Source organism: Deltaproteobacteria bacterium (assembly GCA_022340465.1).
GTDB lineage: Bacteria > Desulfobacterota > Desulfobacteria > Desulfobacterales > B30-G6 > JAJDNW01.
Window position 1 is genome coordinate 1 of sequence record JAJDNW010000056.1, and the last position, 16,304, is coordinate 16,304.

A 16,304-nucleotide genomic window follows, 5' to 3' on the forward strand; every position below is an offset into this window, starting at 1 on the left:
GTCAGCTTCAGCACCATCTACAGCCATTATGGCAGCAAGGAGCGGCTTCTTTTCGCGTTCGTCGACGTCTGGCTCGGGAAGCTCACGGACAGAATCGTGGACCACCTTAAAGGCATCGAGGATCTTAAAGAAAAGATGAGAAAGGTTCTCTGGCTCCAACTCGATTACTACGAGCGCCATCCCGGTTTAGGGAGAATCCTTTTCATGACGGTTCCCATGAAAACATGGATGGCGGATGAAAGCTTCCGTCAGAAAAAGATGATCAATCTGTATCTGGACGTGCTCAAAGAAGGCCAGCGATCGAGAGTCCTGAACCCGAACGTGCGGGCCGGTGTCCTGCTCGATTTCATGCTGGGGCTTGTTCAACGGTCCTTTTTTATGTGGGTGTCGCGCGGACAGAGGGAAAGCCTGGCTGGGCAGTCCAACGTTCTTTTTGAAATGGTCTGGCGGGCCATTTCAAATCCCGACAACCGGGAGACTGCAACCGCCGCAGCATGAGTCATACACCCCCGGAGCGAAGGCGGGGTACGAATTACGGCCTAATTTGGGTATTGCAAAATCAAAGCATAAGGAGCTGGAGATGACAGAACTTTCGAACAAACAGAAATGGGACGATTTAGCAACCAAGCAGCTCAGGGGCAAACCCCTGGAGTCGCTTAACTGGGAAACCCCTGAGGGGATAAACGTAAAGCCGCTCTACACCGCTGAGGATCTTGAAAAAATGGAGCATCTCGGATCCCTGCCGGGGTTTGCACCCTATGTGCGCGGCCCCATGGCTACCATGTACGCCGGCCGGCCGTGGACCATTCGCCAGTACGCCGGTTTTTCCACGGCCAAGGACTCCAATGCCTTTTACCGGCGCAACCTAGCCGCCGGCCAGAAAGGGCTTTCGGTGGCCTTTGACCTGGCAACGCACCGGGGATACGATTCGGACCATCCACGGGTGGTGGGCGACATCGGCAAAGCCGGTGTGGCTATCGATTCGGTTGAGGACATGAAAATTCTGTTCGACCAGATTCCCCTGGATCAGATGTCGGTATCCATGACCATGAATGGCGCGGTTCTGCCCATCCTGGCAGGCTACATCGTGGCGGCCGAGGAGCAGGGGGTCAAACAGGAGCAGCTGGCCGGAACGATCCAGAACGACATTCTCAAGGAGTACCTCACGCGCAATACCTACATTTACCCGCCCGAGCCCTCCATGCGCATTGTTTCGGATATCATCGGATACTGTTCGCAACACATGCCCAAGTACAACACGGTCAGCATCAGCGGGTACCACATGATGGAGGCGGGCGCCAATTCCGTTTTGCAGACGGCGTTTACCCTGGCTGACGGGCTCGAGTATGTCAAGGCTGCTTTGGCAGCCGGGTTGGACATCGATACGTTCGCGCCGCGCCTTTCCTTCTTTTTCGGTGTGGGGATGAATTTTTTCATGGAGATTGCCATGCTGCGTGCCGCCCGTTTCCTGTGGCACGAGTTGATCAGCCCCTTCAACCCCAAGAACCCCAAGTCGACCATGCTGCGCACCCATGTGCAGACATCGGGCTGGAGCCTGACGGAGCAGGATCCCTACAACAACATCATCCGCACGACCCTGGAAGCGCTGGCCGCAGCCCTGGGGGGGACGCAGTCTCTGCACACCAATTCGTTCGACGAGGCCGTGGGCTTGCCTACCGATTTTTCGGCCAGGATCGCCAGAAATACCCAGATTATCATTCAGGAAGAGTCCCAGGTTTGCCATGTGGTGGATCCCCTGGGCGGTTCCTACTATATCGAAGCCTTGACAGACGGCATCATCCGCGAGTCACGCAAGATCATCAAGGAAGTGGAGGAGATGGGAGGCATGGCCAAAGCCATCGAAACCGGCATGCCCAAGATGCGCATCGAAGAGTCTGCCGCCAAAAAGCAGGCCAGAATCGATCAGGGACTGGACGTGATCGTGGGGGTCAATAAATATAAAATCGAGGAGGAGCCCCTGGATGACGTTCTCGAGGTGTCCGATACGGTGCGTAACGAGCAGGTACAGCGCCTGAACGAGATCAAGGCCGCAAGGGACGCGGCTGCCGTCGAAAAGGCACTGTCCGATCTCACCCGGGCGGCGGAGTCGGGGGCGAATCTTCTGGAAGCCTGCATCCCGGCGGTACGGGCACGGGCCACCGTGGGCGAGATATCCGATGCCATGGAAAAGACCTTTGGCCGCTTTGTGGCGACGACACAGTGTATATCAGGGGTGTATGCCGCCGAATACGGCGACAGCGAGGTGTTTGCCTCGGTGCGCAAGCGGACGGATGCGTTTCTCGAAAAGGAGGGCAGGCGCCCCCGCATTCTGGTCACCAAGATGGGGCAGGATGGGCATGACCGCGGCATCAAGGTGATTGCCACCGCTTTTGCCGACCTCGGGTTCGACGTGGACATAAGCCCCATGTTTCAGACACCCGCGGAGGCAGCCCGGATGGCCGTGGAGAACGATGTGCATGTGGTGGGGGCTTCGAGCCTGGCGGCCGGACACAAGACCCTGGTGCCTCAGCTGGTGGAACAACTGAAAAAAGAGGGCGGTGAAGACATTCTGGTCGTGGTGGGGGGCGTCATTCCGCCCGGCGACTATCAATTTCTTTATGACAGCGGGGCGGTCGGCGTGTTCGGGCCCGGGACCGTGGTGACGGATTCCGCCAACCAGATCCTCAACGCCCTGGAAAAACAGACATGACCCTGAAAGACGAACCATATTACGTTCAGGGGGTTTTGGGCGGCGACAAGCGCGTCGTCGCCAAGACCATCACCCTGATAGAAAGCTCCCTGAGCAGCCACCAGAAGGTTGCGCGCCGCGTCATCAACCGGCTGCTGCCGGAAACCGGCAAGGCCGTCCGACTGGGAATCAGCGGTGTGCCCGGCGCGGGGAAAAGCACGTTTATCGAAAGCCTGGGCACCATGCTGGTGGAAAAAGGGCACAAGGTGGCGGTGCTGGCGGTCGACCCGAGCAGCAAAAGAAGCGGCGGCAGCGTCCTGGCGGACAAAACCCGCATGGAAAAGCTTTCGGTGGCTGACGGCGCCTTTATACGGCCGTCGCCGTCCGGTGGCACCCTTGGAGGCGTGGCCAGAAAAACGCGTGAAACCATGCTGGTGTGCGAGGCGGCCGGATACGATGTGATGATCGTCGAAACCGTTGGTGTGGGCCAGTCGGAAACGACGGTGGCTTCCATGGTGGATTTTTTTCTCCTGCTGATGATTGCCGGCGCCGGAGACGAACTGCAGGGGATCAAAAAGGGGGTGTTGGAGGTGGCCGATGCCATCGCCGTCAACAAGGCGGACGGGGACAATGTCAAGAATGCCGAAAGGGCCCGCAGGCAGTACGAGAACGCCCTGCATTACCTGACGCCCGCGTCTCCCATATGGAAGACCGAGGTATTGACTTGCAGCTCGCTGGAAGCCGATAATGCCAGCGTCCGCCGGATATGGGACACCGTGCTCGAGCACCGCCGGCGCTATGTGGAGAGCGGTGCCCTGGTCAGTAAACGCCGGCAGCAGGCCCTCGACTGGATGTGGTCGCTGTTGGAAGAGGGGCTCAAAGACCGTTTTTTCAGCAATCCGAAAATAGCCGCCAGATTGCCACAGATTGTCAGAAGCGTTGAAAACGGAGAAACCGCGCCAACGGTCGCGGCCGATGAGCTGCTTTTTTCCCTTGACATTCAATAGGCACTTTAGGATTATTTTTGTTTGGCTAAATGCTGGTGGCTCGAACCACAAAGACACAACGTGCACAGAGGATTCGCATCTTTTTTATCATAACGTGAAAGGAAAGAACCATGGGTATCGTGGGAGATAAAATCAAGGATCTGAAGGAGCGGGAAAAAAAGATCCGGCAGATGGGCGGTGAAAAGGCTGTCGCCAAGCACAAGGAGAAAGGCAAGCTCACGGCTCGCGAGCGTCTGAACGTCCTGTTTGACCCGGGCACGTTCAGGGAGATCGACTTGTTTGTCAGCCACCGTTGTGTCAACTTCGGCATGGAGGCTGTGGAGATTCCTTCCGACGGGGTCGTCACCGGTCATGGCCTGGTTGAAGGCCGGCAGGTATTTGCCTTTGCCCAGGATTTTACCGCAAGAGCGGGCAGCCTGGGTGAAATGCACGCCAAGAAAATATGCAAGGTCATGGACATGGCGTTGAAAGCAGGGGTGCCGTTTGTCGGTTTGAACGATTCGGGCGGCGCCCGCATACAGGAAGGCGTGGATGCGCTTTCCGGCTACGGCCAGATTTTTTACCGCAATTCGGTGGCATCCGGTGTCATCCCGCAGGTGTCGGCCATCATGGGCCCCACCGCCGGCGGGGCCGTGTACTCGCCGGCCATGACCGATTTTATCTTCATGGTCAAGAAGTCCAGTTATATGTTCATCACCGGGCCGGAAGTCATCAAGTCCGTTACCGGTGAGGAGATCACTTTCGAAGACCTCGGCGGCGCCATGGCGCACAATGAAAAGAGCGGCGTGGCCCAGTTTGCCTGTGAAAGCGACCAGGACGCCATCGAGAAGATTAAAAAGCTGCTCTCATACCTCCCGTCTAACAACATGGAAGACCCGCCCATTGTCGAAACGGGCGACAGCCCCAAACGGGTGGATGCGGCCCTGAATGCCATCATCCCGGACAGCCCCAATCAGTCCTACGACATCAAGGATGTTATCCGTTCCATCGTTGACGGCGGCGAATTTTTCGAGCCGCACGAACATTTTGCACGCAATATTGTCACCGGTTTCGCCCGTTTGAACGGACGCAGCATCGGCATCATCGCCAACCAGCCCAAAGAACTGGCCGGGTGTTTGGACATCAATGCTTCGGACAAGGCGACGCGTTTCATTCGTTTCTGCGACGCGTTCAATGTGCCCATGCTGACCATCGCCGATGTACCCGGTTACCTTCCGGGCAGCGACCAGGAGTGGGGCGGCATCATCCGGCACGGCGCCAAGCTGCTGTGGTGCTATTCGGAGGCAACCGTCCCCAAACTTCTCCTGGTCACACGCAAGGATTATGGCGGCAGCTATCTGGCCATGTGCGCCAAAGATCTTGGGGCAGACATGGCCTTTGCATGGCCCACGGCGGAAATAGCCGTTATGGGCGCCTCCGGCGCCGCAAACATCATTCACCGCAAGGAGATAAAAGCCGCGGACGACCCGAAGGCCAAACGGGAGGAGAAAATCGAAGAATACAATGAGCTGTTTTCGAATCCTTACTGTGCAGCCAGCAGGGGGTATATCGACGCCGTTCTGGTACCCAGCGAAACCCGCCCGCGCCTTATCGAAGCGCTCGAAATTATGTGCGGGAAGCGTGAAATCAGGCCGCCGAAAAAGCACGGCAACATTCCCGTCTAATATCGCCACGGAACGAAATTAGTAAACGCGGCTTCCGTCTTTGCTCTTCAAGCTACGCCGGACAAGCCGCCGCAATGATCGCAAGCGGGATCAGCGCCCCTGACGATCGATACGTAAAAGAGGGAAATCCACCAAGTGAAGAGGTTTATCGATGAAAGATAAAAGCAAATTAGCGGCTATAGCGGGGGTCATGGCCTACATTCAGGCGGAAGAGGAGGCCGCGTGTCTCGCGGCCGCGCAGGTGCCGGCCGCTGCCCAGGTCAAGCCACCCCCGGCACCGGTAAAACTGTGGGGCATCAGCGGACGCCAGGCCCAGATGCAGTTTCGCAGCCTGATGCAGGCCAAAGCTTTTCACGGCTTCAAGCACTGATGGGAGACATTCAGGTTTTTACATATAAAATGGCGGCGCAGCCGCGTATTATAAAATCGTTGAACGACGATTTTATCGTAAAGAGGAGACCGTAAAATGAGTGATCACGATCAAGTCAAGATGAGGGCCATGGAATACGACGCAGATCGCCCCAAGGCGGAAAATCCGGTACTGGTGGAGGATCTGACGTTGCGCGACGGCCACCAGTCTCTGTTTGCCACACGCGGTAGAACCGAGGACATGATCCCCGTTGCGGAGATGATGGATGAGATCGGCTTCTGGGCCGTAGAAACATGGGGTGGTGCCACCTTCGACACCATGCACCGCTTTCTCAATGAGGATCCCTGGGAAAGAATCAGGACGTTGAAACGGTATATGAAGAAGACGCCGTTTTCCATGCTGCTGCGGGCCCAGAACCTGGTGGGCTACCGGAATTACGCAGACGATGTGGCCGAAGCATTCGTTGAACGGGCCGCGGCCAACGGTATGGACATCTTCAGAACCTTTGACGCCCTGAACGACTACCGCAATTTCGAAACGGTGGTGCCGGTGATCAAGAAGTGCGGCAAGCACTTTCAGGGATGCATCTGCTACACCATGACCGAACCGCGCATGGGCGGAGACGTGTACAATCTGGACTACTACGTCAAAAAGGCCAAGGATCTGGAAGCCATGGGAGCCGACAGCATCTGTGTCAAGGACATGGCAGGCCTCATCGCACCCTATGACGCTTACGAGATTGTCAAGGCCCTGAAAGCGGCGGTCGATGCACCCGTTCATCTGCACAGTCATTTCACCTCGGGCATGTCGCCCATGAGCCATTTGAAAGCTATCGAGGCAGGGGTGGACATCATCGACACCTGTATGACGCCGTATGCCTACCGCACGTCCCATGCGGCCATCGAACCGCTGGTGATGACGCTTCTGGGAACCAACCGCGACACCGGCTTCGACATAAAGAAGCTGGCCGCCATCAACGAGGTTTTTGAACGGGACGTGATGCCCAAATACAAGCACCTCCTGGACGACTCCAAGGTTTCAATCGTCGACATCAATGTACTGCTGCACCAGACGCCTGGCGGCATGCTTTCCAACCTGGTCAATCAGCTGCGCCAGATGGATGCCCTGGATCGCATCGATGAAGTTTACAAGGAACTGCCGCGGGTGCGGAAGGACCTGGGTCAGGTACCGCTGGTTACGCCGACCAGCCAGATCGTGGGAATCCAGACCGTCAACAACGTGCTTTTTGACGACGAAAACGAACGCTACAAGATGATTACCGCCCAGGTCAAGGACCTCTGCTACGGTCTCTACGGCAAGACGGCCGTCCCCATCGATCCGGATGTGCAGAAAAAGGCGCTGAAAGGCTACGAAAGGGGTGAGACGCCCATCACCTGCCGGCCCGCCGAGGTCCTGGAGCCCGAACTGCCCAAGGCCGAGGAGGATGTCAAGGGGCTGGCCGTGGATCTGGATGACAAGCTCATCTACGCGCTTTACCCGGTAACCGGAAAGAAATTCCTGAAATGGAAGTACGGCAAGGAGGAGCCCCCTGAAGAGGTCAAACCGAGAACGATGGATCAGGTCAAAGCCGAAGACGAACTGATCAAGAAAGCCAAAGCCGGTCTGCTAGTCGAAAAGACGGCCCAGACGGCCCCGGCGAAGAGTGATAACCTGCGGACCTTCAACGTTTTCGTGGGGGATGAGTTTTTTGAAGTCGGCGTGGATCCCCAGGGCGAGTCGCCGGTGATCAGCTACCTGCAACAGATGCCTCAGGCACCCATGGCTCCGGCAGCCCCGGTCCCGGCGGCACCTGCCCCGTCGGCCCCGGCTCCGGCAGCCCCGGCCCCGGCGGCCCCGGCCGATGCAGCGCCTGCCAAGGAAAAAGCGGCGGCACCTGCCCCCGCAGCGCCTGCAGACGGGACAGCGCTCAAGGCGCCCATGCCCGGCATGATCGTGAAATATGCAAAAGAGGTGGGCGACACGGTGGATGAAGGCGAAACCGTCGTGGTGCTCGAAGCCATGAAAATGGAAAACGCACTTCCGGCACCGGTTGGCGGCACCATCCAGGCGATTAACTACGGCAGCGGAGACTCGGTGGCCAAGGGAGACGTTCTCCTGGTGATCGGTTGACCATCGGAGGACTTACAACAAGCCCTAATATCGAAATACCTAAATTCTGAACGAGTCATAAAAAGCGAATGCTGCATTAGCTATTGCGGACATTTGCGCTTTGAAATTGTTTAGGTTTTGGGAAATTAGAAGTGCGTATTTTTCATAAAAAGGAGTTGCAGGTTAATGAAGATCCATGAATACCAGGCAAAAGAATTGTTTAGAAAGTACGGCGTGCCGGTACCGGAGGGAAGTGTCGCCTTCAATCCCGGGGAAGCGCTTGCGGCTGCCGAAAAACTCGGCGCTTTTCCCGTGGTAGTCAAAGCGCAGATTCATGCGGGCGGCCGCGGGAAGGGCGGCGGCGTGAAGCTCGCAGGCAGTGCTGCAGAAGTAACATCGGTTGCCGGCGAGATCATCGGTATGAATCTGGTGACCCATCAGACCGGCCCCGAGGGACGTGAGGTCAAGAAGGTCCTGGTGGAGCAGGGGCTCACTATCGAAAAGGAGCTGTATTTGAGCATTCTCCCGGACCGGGCCACGGCCATGATGGTCATCATGGCCAGTGAAGCGGGCGGCATGGACATCGAAGCGGTGGCCGAAGAAACGCCGGAAAAAATCATCAAGGTGTACGTCGATCCGCTGGCGGGCATCAGCCCCTTTCACTGCAGGGAGGCGGCCTTCGGTCTCAATCTGCCGGCGGCTGTCGTCAAACCCTTCAGCCAGATGCTGACCAGGCTTTACCATTTGGCGGTGGATTATGATTGCTCCCTGGTGGAGATAAATCCCCTGGTGATTACCGCCGAAAAAGCGGTGATCGCCCTGGACGCCAAGGTGAATGTCGATGACAATGCCATGTTCCGCCACAAGGATATTCTCGCATACCGCGACCTCGACGAAGAGGACCCCCTGGAGATCGAGGCTTCCAAGTACAATCTGAACTACATCAATCTGGACGGGAATGTCGGCAACATGGTCAACGGCGCGGGGCTTGCCATGGCAACCATGGACATTATCAAGCTCGCCGGCGCGGAGCCGGCCAACTTCCTGGATGTGGGGGGCGGTGCCAATGCGGAGATGGTTGAAAACGGATTTCGCATCATCCTCAGCGATAAAAATGTCAAGGGAATTCTCATCAATATTTTCGGGGGGATCCTGCGGTGTGACGTGCTTGCGGAAGGTGTTGTTCAAGCCGCCCGGAAGGCCGGTATCGATGTGCCGGTGGTGGTGCGCATGGAAGGTACCAACGTGGAAGAGGGGCGGCGGATTCTAGCGGAGTCCGGACTGAACCTTACCACGGCGGTGGACCTGAAGGATGCGGCCGGCAAAGTCGCCGAGATTGTGAGCTAGTGTTTGGTGTTTGGAGATTTCTTCGCGGGGTGTGCTGATTCCATCGTTTTTTTGACCCATAATGTCACGCAGACAAAATAAAAATCTTTGTGTCCTCTGTGCCTTTGCGGTGAAATTTATAACGAAGCACGCAGCATTTTACAGACAATCCATACACGGAAAAGATTAAAGCGGGAGAAATATAGTGAGCATTTTCGTAAATAAGGAAACACGCCTTCTGGTTCAGGGCATCACGGGTAAAGAGGGACAGTTTCACACGCAGCAGTGCGTGGCCTATGGAACCAAGGTCGTTGCCGGCGTTACGCCGGGCAAGGGCGGCCAGAAAATGGACGCGGTGCCGGTTTTCAACACGGTGGGCCAGGCAGCTGCCGAAACCGGGGCCAACTGCAGCATGATCTTCGTACCGCCGCCATTCGCGGCCGATGCCATCATGGAAGCGGCGGATGCGGGCATGGACATAATCGTGGCCATTACCGAAGGCATTCCGGTAATGGACATGATGCGGGTCAAGAACTACTTGAAGGGAAAGCCGTCGCGCCTGATCGGACCGAACTGCCCGGGCATTATCACCCCGGGGGAATGCAAGATCGGCATTATGCCGGCGCCGATTCACCAACCGGGGGGCCCCATCGGTGTGGTCTCCCGCTCCGGAACGCTCACCTACGAAGTCGTTCACCAGCTCACCCGGAAGGGCATTGGGCAAACAACCTGCCTGGGAATCGGCGGAGACCCGGTGAACGGCACCAATTTCATCGATTGCCTGGACGCGTTTGAAAAGGACGAGGCCACAGAGGGAATCGTCATGGTGGGTGAAATCGGAGGCACGGCCGAGGAAGAGGCCGCAGCATTCATCAAAAAGAACCTGACGAAGCCGGTGGTCGGTTTTATCGCCGGTTTGACGGCCCCCCCCGGCCGACGCATGGGGCACGCGGGGGCCATCATCAGCGGCAAGAGCGGCACGGCTCAGGGCAAACTGGCTGCCATGCGGGAGAGCGGTATCCACATCTGCGAGAATTTAGGCACGCTCGGCGAGCTGTGTACAGAAGTGTTTAAATAGAATTGTTTTAGTCACTTTCGTGTTTTCGTGATAAATGATCTTTATCTTTTCCGCTTTATCCGGGTTGGGTGTTAAGGGGACTATTTGCCTAAGGCTGAATGCGCATGCCCTGACACGTAAAATCTAAAACCTAAAACGGCGATGCCTGTAATTGCTATCATTGGATTAAAGGTTCATTCCGGCCGTCCAAGAAAAGGACTTTGTAGGTATGCACGAGATGGGCATCGCCATGCAGATTATCGAAATTGCCACGAATTCCATCCCCCCGGACGAGGGGGCGGTGACGGTTGCCAGGGTGAACCTCAAGGTGGGCAAGCTGGCGGCTGTCGTGGCCGACAGTCTGCGGTTCTGCTTCGAGATCGCCGCTAAGGAAACGCCGCTGGAAGGGGCCGAACTGGGGATCGAGGAAATACCGGTGAGGGCCAGATGCAACGCGTGCAGTACCGAGTGGACCATTCAAGGCCCGGCTTTCAATTGTGAAAAGTGCGGCAGTGGCAACATTGACATTTTGTCGGGCCGGGAATTAAACATCGAATCGATAGAGATTGCCGACGATCGGGGAGGACTTCAATAATGTTACTGCCGGGTGAAAAATTGCAGACGGCCCGCCACCACAAGAACGGTCATCCTCATACGCACCCTCACTCCCATGGGGACACGGCGGTGCACAGTGTCAAATCGGGCAGGCGGGAAATCAAAGTGGTGAGGCGTGTTCTGGACGTCAACGAGAAAATGGCCGACGAGAACCGGGCGCGGTTCAACCGGTACGGCATCTTCGTTCTGAACCTGATGAGTTCGCCCGGTTCGGGAAAAACGACCACCCTGGAAAAAACACTGGCTGCCATCATGCCGGAAATCAGATGCGCCGTCATCGTGGGCGACATCTGCACCACCAACGATGCCGACCGCTTGGCCGTATCCGGCGCACCGGTCGTTCAAATCAATACCGATGAATTCGGAGGTGACTGCCACCTGGCAGCCCACGTCATCGAAAAAGCGGCGCAAAGCATCGATCTGGACGCCGTCGACCTTTTAATCGTCGAAAATGTGGGCAATCTGGTTTGCCCGGCGGAGTTCGACATCGGTGAAGATGCCCGTGCGGTGATCCTCAGCGTGACCGAAGGAGAGGACAAACCCCTGAAATATCCCCTCATGTTTCGAGAAAGCGATATTGCCATTCTGAATAAGATCGATCTGTTGCCCTACCTGGACTACGATGTAAAGGAAGCCGTCGACAGCATCCGCAAGGTGCACCCCGATATGCCCGTTTTTCAGATGTCTTCCAAAACCGAGGAGGGGATGGAGCCCTGGCTGGACTGGCTGAGGGATCGGCTCCGGGACAAACGCCGGCAGGTTTAATCAAGTATTGAAATCCTGGTCCACTGGACCAGGTTAGAGATGTTTGGTTTTGCCGGTAAGAGCGATAGAAAAACGCCAAGCACGAAATCCGAAATTCTAAACAATATCGAATGCCCTAAACCCGCCACCTGCCAATCCAATGTTGAAACGGAACATATATATGGCAAATGCTATAGGATTTCGATATTAGGATTTAGGTCAGGGGTACGCTGTATTCATGCAATGGGGGTGAGCATAAATACCTGAAAGGGGGTGCCCATGGACGTGAGAAGAGCAGCATTTGCCGGCAGCTGGTATCCTGAAAACGCCGACGAATGTGAAGCCGAGATCCAACGCTTCATCGCTGCGGCCGACCCATCGGAAAATGCCTTTGTGGGCGGCATCGTTCCGCACGCGGGATGGTATTTTTCGGGAGAGATTGCCTGCCGGGTCATTTACGGACTGAGCCGTTTGCCTCATCCGGATGTCATGGTCCTGTTCGGTATGCACCTTCACCCGGGGTCTCCCAATCATATCATGCTGGATGGCGCCTGGGAAACGCCTTTCGGTGATCTTGTCATCGAAACGGAATTGCCCCGCAGGCTAGCTGAACGGTTTGACTTCCAGGTGGAAACCGTCCACCGTCACACCCAGGACAACACGATCGAACTGCAGCTGCCCTTCATCAAGTATTTTTTTCCGGACACGAAAATCGTGCCTCTGGGCGTTCCCCCGGCAGGCACATCCGTCGAGATCGGGAGGGCGGTTGCCGAGATCGCCCTCGAACTGGGGCTGGGGATTAAAATCATCGGATCCACCGATCTTACCCACTACGGGCTCAACTACGATTTTTCACCCAAGGGTAGTGGAATGCAGGCCCTTCGCTGGGTGAAGAAGGACAACGACCGCCGGGCGGTGGATGCCATGCTGTCTCTGGACGCAGAAGGCGTGATCAGAGAAGGGCTGGCCAACCAAAATGCCTGCTGTGCCGGCGCGGCCGCCGCGGCGATTGCCGCTGCCGTCAGGCTCGGTGCCGCCCGGGGAGTGGAGGTGGCCTACGCCACCAGTTATGACAAGCACCCGGGTGACAGCTTTGTCGGCTACGTGGGGGTTTTGTTTGGATAACCCCCCATGATATTCACCTTTTCTCTCTGTAGAGGGTGTACATCAATTCCAGGGTGTCTCTACCCGGGCCGGGTTTTTTGTCGATCAGGACGTTCCAGGACGAGTTGTTTTCCAGCACGCTCAACACCTGCATGATTTTTGAAATGACGTTGGCGGGATCATTCCCCTGGGTGCCAATCATCTCACTTTCCTGAAAAGAGACGGCCTCATTTTCATGGGTGCCCGGTCCCAGACCTACTAAAACAGACCCTTCGCCAATGTCCAGAAGCGCACGGTTCAGGGCCGCGGAAAGCTTGGGGGCGAAAGGCGACAAGTCTCGATGCATTGTTTTTGCCAATTCGTAGGGAGTCATTTTTTGCATTTTCCATTTCTATTTAAATACCCAATAATCAACATCCAATATCCAATTATCAAGTTGATATGTTAACTTGATAATTAATAATTCATGACTGGATATTGATTATTTTATTTTTTTCTGAATTTTGGCCCAGGTGTCCCGCAACGTCGTCGTGCGATTGAAAACCGGTTTTTCCGGTGTGCTTTCCACCGCATCCAGACAGAAATATCCCTGCCTCAAAAATTGGAAATAGGTGCCCGGCTGTGCGCTTTTCAGCGAAGGCTCCAGCATGCAGCCGGAAAGGATCGTCAGCGAGTCGGGGTTCAGAGAATCCTTGAAGCCGAGGCCGCCTTTGGTGTCGGCGGGATTTTCACGGTCGAAAAGGTGGTCGTACAAACGCACCTCTGCCTGAATCGCATGGGCGGCGGAGACCCAGTGAAGCGTACCCTTCACCTTTCTGCCGTCTTCGGACCACCCGCCGCGGGTGGCCGGGTCATAGGTGCAGTGCAGTTCGGTAATTTCACCGGTCCGGTCGTCTTTTACCACAGCGACGCAGGTGATGTAATAGGCGTGTTTCAGTCTGACTTCGCGTCCCGGCGCAAGCCTGAAAAATTTTTTGGGCGCTTCTTCCAGGAAATCTTCCTGTTCGATGTATAGCTCCCGGGAAAAGGGCAGGTGCCGTTTTCCCAGGCCCGGGTCTTCGGGGCTGTTGTCCGCCTCGAGCTCTTCCACCCTGCCCTCCGGGTAGTTGTCGATAATCACCTTGAGGGGCCGCAGGACACCCATGACACGCAGCGCTCTTTTGTTGAGGTCCTCCCTGAGGCTGTATTCCAGCAGCGCCATGTCCACGGTGCTGTCTCTTTTGGCCACGCCGATGCGTTCACAGAAGTTACGGATGGATTCAGGTGTGTATCCGCGCCGGCGCATGCCCGACAGGGTCGGCATCCTGGGGTCGTCCCAGCCGGCTACGTGGCCTTCCTCGACCAGTTGAATCAGCTTCCTTTTGCTCAAAACCGTGTAGGTTAGATTGAGCCGGGCAAATTCGATCTGCTGGGGGTGGTAGACGTCGAGTTCATCCAGAACCCAGTCGTACAACTGCCGGTTGTTTTCAAACTCCAGGGTGCAGATGGAATGCGTAATGCCTTCGATGGAATCCGAGAGACAGTGAGTGAAATCGTACATGGGGTAGATGCACCATTTGTCGCCTGTACGATGGTGGGACGCTTTGCGGATGCGGTAAATCGTCGGATCGCGCATTAACAGATTGGGATGGGCCATGTCGATTTTGGCCCGGAGCACGTGGGCTCCCTCTTCGAATTCACCGTCACGCATGCGTGTGAAAAGATCCAGGTTTTCTTCGATGGAGCGATTGCGGTAAGGGCTTTCCTTACCAGGCTCGGTGAGGGTGCCCCGGTGGGATCGGATGTCCTCGGCACTCAGACTGTCCACGTAAGCGTTGCCTTTTTGGATGAGGTCGACAGCGTGACCATAGAGCTTTTCGAAGTAGTCGGAGGCAAAAAACAGACGGTCTTCCCAGTCAAACCCCAACCAGCGCACGTCCTGCTTGATCGATTCCACATATTCCACACTTTCTTTGGTAGGATTGGTGTCATCAAATCTGAGGTTGCAGGTGCCGTTGTTTTCGGCGGCCAGCCCGAAGTTGAGGCATATGGATTTGGCATGGCCGATGTGAAGGTAGCCATTGGGCTCCGGCGGAAATCGTGTGGCGACCCGGCCGCCGTATTTTCCCGATGCTTCGTCTTCCTTGATGATGTTGCGAATGAAGTTGGGTGGGGGCGCCACCGTTGCATTCACTGGTTGTGCTTTCTCCTTGGTCATGCTGAGATTCCTTTTATGTTGATGACGGCTTCAAGCCACGCACGCGTCAAGATGTCCTGCTCTCTCTTTTTTAGGCTTACAAGTCGAATGCATGCAGCTTTTGCCAGAGGGCTTCCTCTTTTGCTTTCCTGTTGAACGCTTTCACCATCTTCGATGTTTCCTTCAATGGCACGTGGAAGGGTTGGCCGTGTTCGTCCACGGAAGGGATTATCTCTCTGGAGCTCAAATAGTGATCTCCCGCCCGCCGCCACCATTCCGGATGAATCGCCTTAAATCCGTACTGCCTGGCATAGTCTTCCTGATGGTTGAAGATGTAGTTTCCAGGATAGTAGGAAAACCGCTGGTATTTCACCCTGAGATGCCCGCCTTCCAGCCGCTGCCTGACGACGTCCTGGAAGAATTGCTTGAATTCCGCATAGGTTTCGCGGGTCTCGCCAGGGTGATCGAAAATCAGATAAACATCGTGGAGGATGTCGAGCCGATTGCAGATTGACGAAATTTTTACAAACGTCTTCAGAAAGGCATCCGGGTTCCTGGTTTTATTCATGATGTTAAGCATGGTTCTTGAAAAAGAGTCAACACCAAAATCCATTTTGATCTTCAGGCCGGACATCAGCTCCAGATCTTCTTCGTCGACGACGTCAACCCGCGTTTCCAGCCAGAAATAGCAGTCCAGGTCGGCTTTGCTCAGAGCGGATAGAAAGGCCTTGCGCCATCGGTTGTTTAAACCGAAGCAGGCGTCGAAGATGGTGAAGTAGTGCGGATCGTAGTCGCGCTTCAGCCGCAGGATCAAGTCAATGGCCTCTTCTACCCGCAGGCTGCTCCATTTTCTTTTGTATTCCATGCAGTAGCGGCAGTTAAAGGGACAGCCGGCCCCCAGGAAAATGCCCAGGGTTTTCTGATGGTCGAAATAGGGGTAGGTACGAAAATCGGGTACGATTCTGTACGTTTCGATGGCTTCGAAGCGGTCTTTGTGGATCGCCTTGAATATGTTCTGTATTTCTCCCTGGACGACAACGTCGAAAGGGCTTTCGGGATAGGTAAAATCCCGGGGCAGGAAGGTCGGGTGGTATCCGCCGACGATAATGGGTGTGTCGGGGCGCTCTTTTTTGATCGCCTCGGCAAAAAAGACGGAAGACAGGTAGTTGAGGCTCGACCAGCAGGATATGGCTACCATGTCCGCATCGATACCCTGGATGCGTTTCAGAGATTTAGTTTTGAAGACAGCCAGTTCCTCCGGTGTTTGCGGCCGCGAAAATTCATTTTCCAGGTCGAGGACCGTGACATCGAAAAACCGCTGGAGATAGGAATAGATGTAAACCATGTGCGGCTTGAGGCATATAAACCGGCCCCATCCTTGAGAGTGAAACTCACCGGGATAGAGCAGCAAAATTTTTTCTTTTCTTTTCATTGAATTATCTC

14 protein-coding genes are annotated in these 16,304 nt (G+C 55.7%); 11 read left to right on the forward strand and 3 right to left on the reverse strand.

Annotated elements, in window-relative coordinates; all coding sequences use genetic code 11:
* The 11 genes from LJE94_08540 to amrB all read left to right on the forward strand — a co-directional run.
* Positions 1 to 498 (forward strand): TetR/AcrR family transcriptional regulator (locus tag LJE94_08540; protein MCG6910154.1); only part of this gene is annotated, 498 nt, incomplete at its 5' end.
* Positions 499 to 580: 82 nt separating this feature from the next.
* Positions 581 to 2,710: a methylmalonyl-CoA mutase gene (scpA, locus tag LJE94_08545; GenBank protein ID MCG6910155.1), complete on the forward strand. Its 2,130-nt coding sequence runs from the start codon at positions 581 to 583 to the stop codon at positions 2,708 to 2,710.
* The gene (meaB, locus tag LJE94_08550) at positions 2,707 to 3,696 is read left to right on the forward strand and encodes a methylmalonyl Co-A mutase-associated GTPase MeaB (GenBank protein MCG6910156.1); all 990 of its coding nucleotides are present in this window, start codon (positions 2,707 to 2,709) and stop codon (positions 3,694 to 3,696) included. Before scpA ends, meaB begins: the two co-directional genes overlap by 4 nt.
* A 110-nt stretch (positions 3,697 to 3,806) precedes the next feature.
* Positions 3,807 to 5,360: a methylmalonyl-CoA carboxyltransferase gene (locus LJE94_08555; protein ID MCG6910157.1), complete on the forward strand. Its 1,554-nt coding sequence runs from the start codon at positions 3,807 to 3,809 to the stop codon at positions 5,358 to 5,360.
* Between the two features lie 151 nt (positions 5,361 to 5,511).
* Complete coding sequence (locus LJE94_08560) at positions 5,512 to 5,730, forward strand: hypothetical protein (protein ID MCG6910158.1); 219 nt, start codon at positions 5,512 to 5,514, stop codon at positions 5,728 to 5,730.
* Positions 5,731 to 5,826: 96 nt separating this feature from the next.
* On the forward strand, positions 5,827 to 7,860 hold the full coding sequence (locus tag LJE94_08565) for a pyruvate carboxylase subunit B (protein ID MCG6910159.1): 2,034 nt from the start codon (positions 5,827 to 5,829) through the stop codon (positions 7,858 to 7,860).
* 165 nt (positions 7,861 to 8,025) lie between these two features.
* Positions 8,026 to 9,186 (forward strand): ADP-forming succinate--CoA ligase subunit beta, encoded by a 1,161-nt coding sequence (gene sucC, locus LJE94_08570; GenBank protein MCG6910160.1) that lies wholly within the window; start codon positions 8,026 to 8,028, stop codon positions 9,184 to 9,186.
* A 184-nt stretch (positions 9,187 to 9,370) separates the two neighbouring features.
* On the forward strand, positions 9,371 to 10,243 hold the full coding sequence (gene sucD / locus LJE94_08575) for a succinate--CoA ligase subunit alpha (protein ID MCG6910161.1): 873 nt from the start codon (positions 9,371 to 9,373) through the stop codon (positions 10,241 to 10,243).
* Between the two features lie 208 nt (positions 10,244 to 10,451).
* Positions 10,452 to 10,817 (forward strand): hydrogenase maturation nickel metallochaperone HypA, encoded by a 366-nt coding sequence (gene hypA, locus LJE94_08580; protein MCG6910162.1) that lies wholly within the window; start codon positions 10,452 to 10,454, stop codon positions 10,815 to 10,817.
* Positions 10,817 to 11,602, forward strand: coding sequence for a hydrogenase nickel incorporation protein HypB (gene hypB, locus LJE94_08585; GenBank protein MCG6910163.1), 786 nt, complete (start codon positions 10,817 to 10,819; stop codon positions 11,600 to 11,602). The genes hypA and hypB overlap by 1 nt, the downstream gene beginning before the upstream one ends.
* Before the next feature lie 258 nt (positions 11,603 to 11,860).
* Positions 11,861 to 12,706 carry an AmmeMemoRadiSam system protein B gene (gene amrB, locus LJE94_08590; protein ID MCG6910164.1) on the forward strand — a complete coding sequence of 282 codons (846 nt, stop codon included), beginning with the start codon at positions 11,861 to 11,863 and terminating at the stop codon, positions 12,704 to 12,706.
* 13 nt (positions 12,707 to 12,719) lie between these two features.
* Here the strand turns inward: amrB and LJE94_08595 are convergent, their stop codons facing one another.
* The 3 genes from LJE94_08595 to LJE94_08605 all read right to left on the reverse strand — a co-directional run bounded on the left by LJE94_08595 (position 12,720) and on the right by LJE94_08605 (position 16,293).
* On the reverse strand, positions 12,720 to 13,067 hold the full coding sequence (locus LJE94_08595; protein MCG6910165.1) for a hypothetical protein: 348 nt from the start codon (positions 13,065 to 13,067) through the stop codon (positions 12,720 to 12,722).
* A 99-nt stretch (positions 13,068 to 13,166) separates the two neighbouring features.
* Positions 13,167 to 14,882, reverse strand: coding sequence for a glutamine--tRNA ligase/YqeY domain fusion protein (locus tag LJE94_08600; protein ID MCG6910166.1), 1,716 nt, complete (start codon positions 14,880 to 14,882; stop codon positions 13,167 to 13,169).
* Positions 14,883 to 14,958: 76 nt separating this feature from the next.
* Positions 14,959 to 16,293: a cobalamin-dependent protein gene (locus tag LJE94_08605; protein ID MCG6910167.1), complete on the reverse strand. Its 1,335-nt coding sequence runs from the start codon at positions 16,291 to 16,293 to the stop codon at positions 14,959 to 14,961.
* Positions 16,294 to 16,304 lie beyond the last annotated feature (11 nt).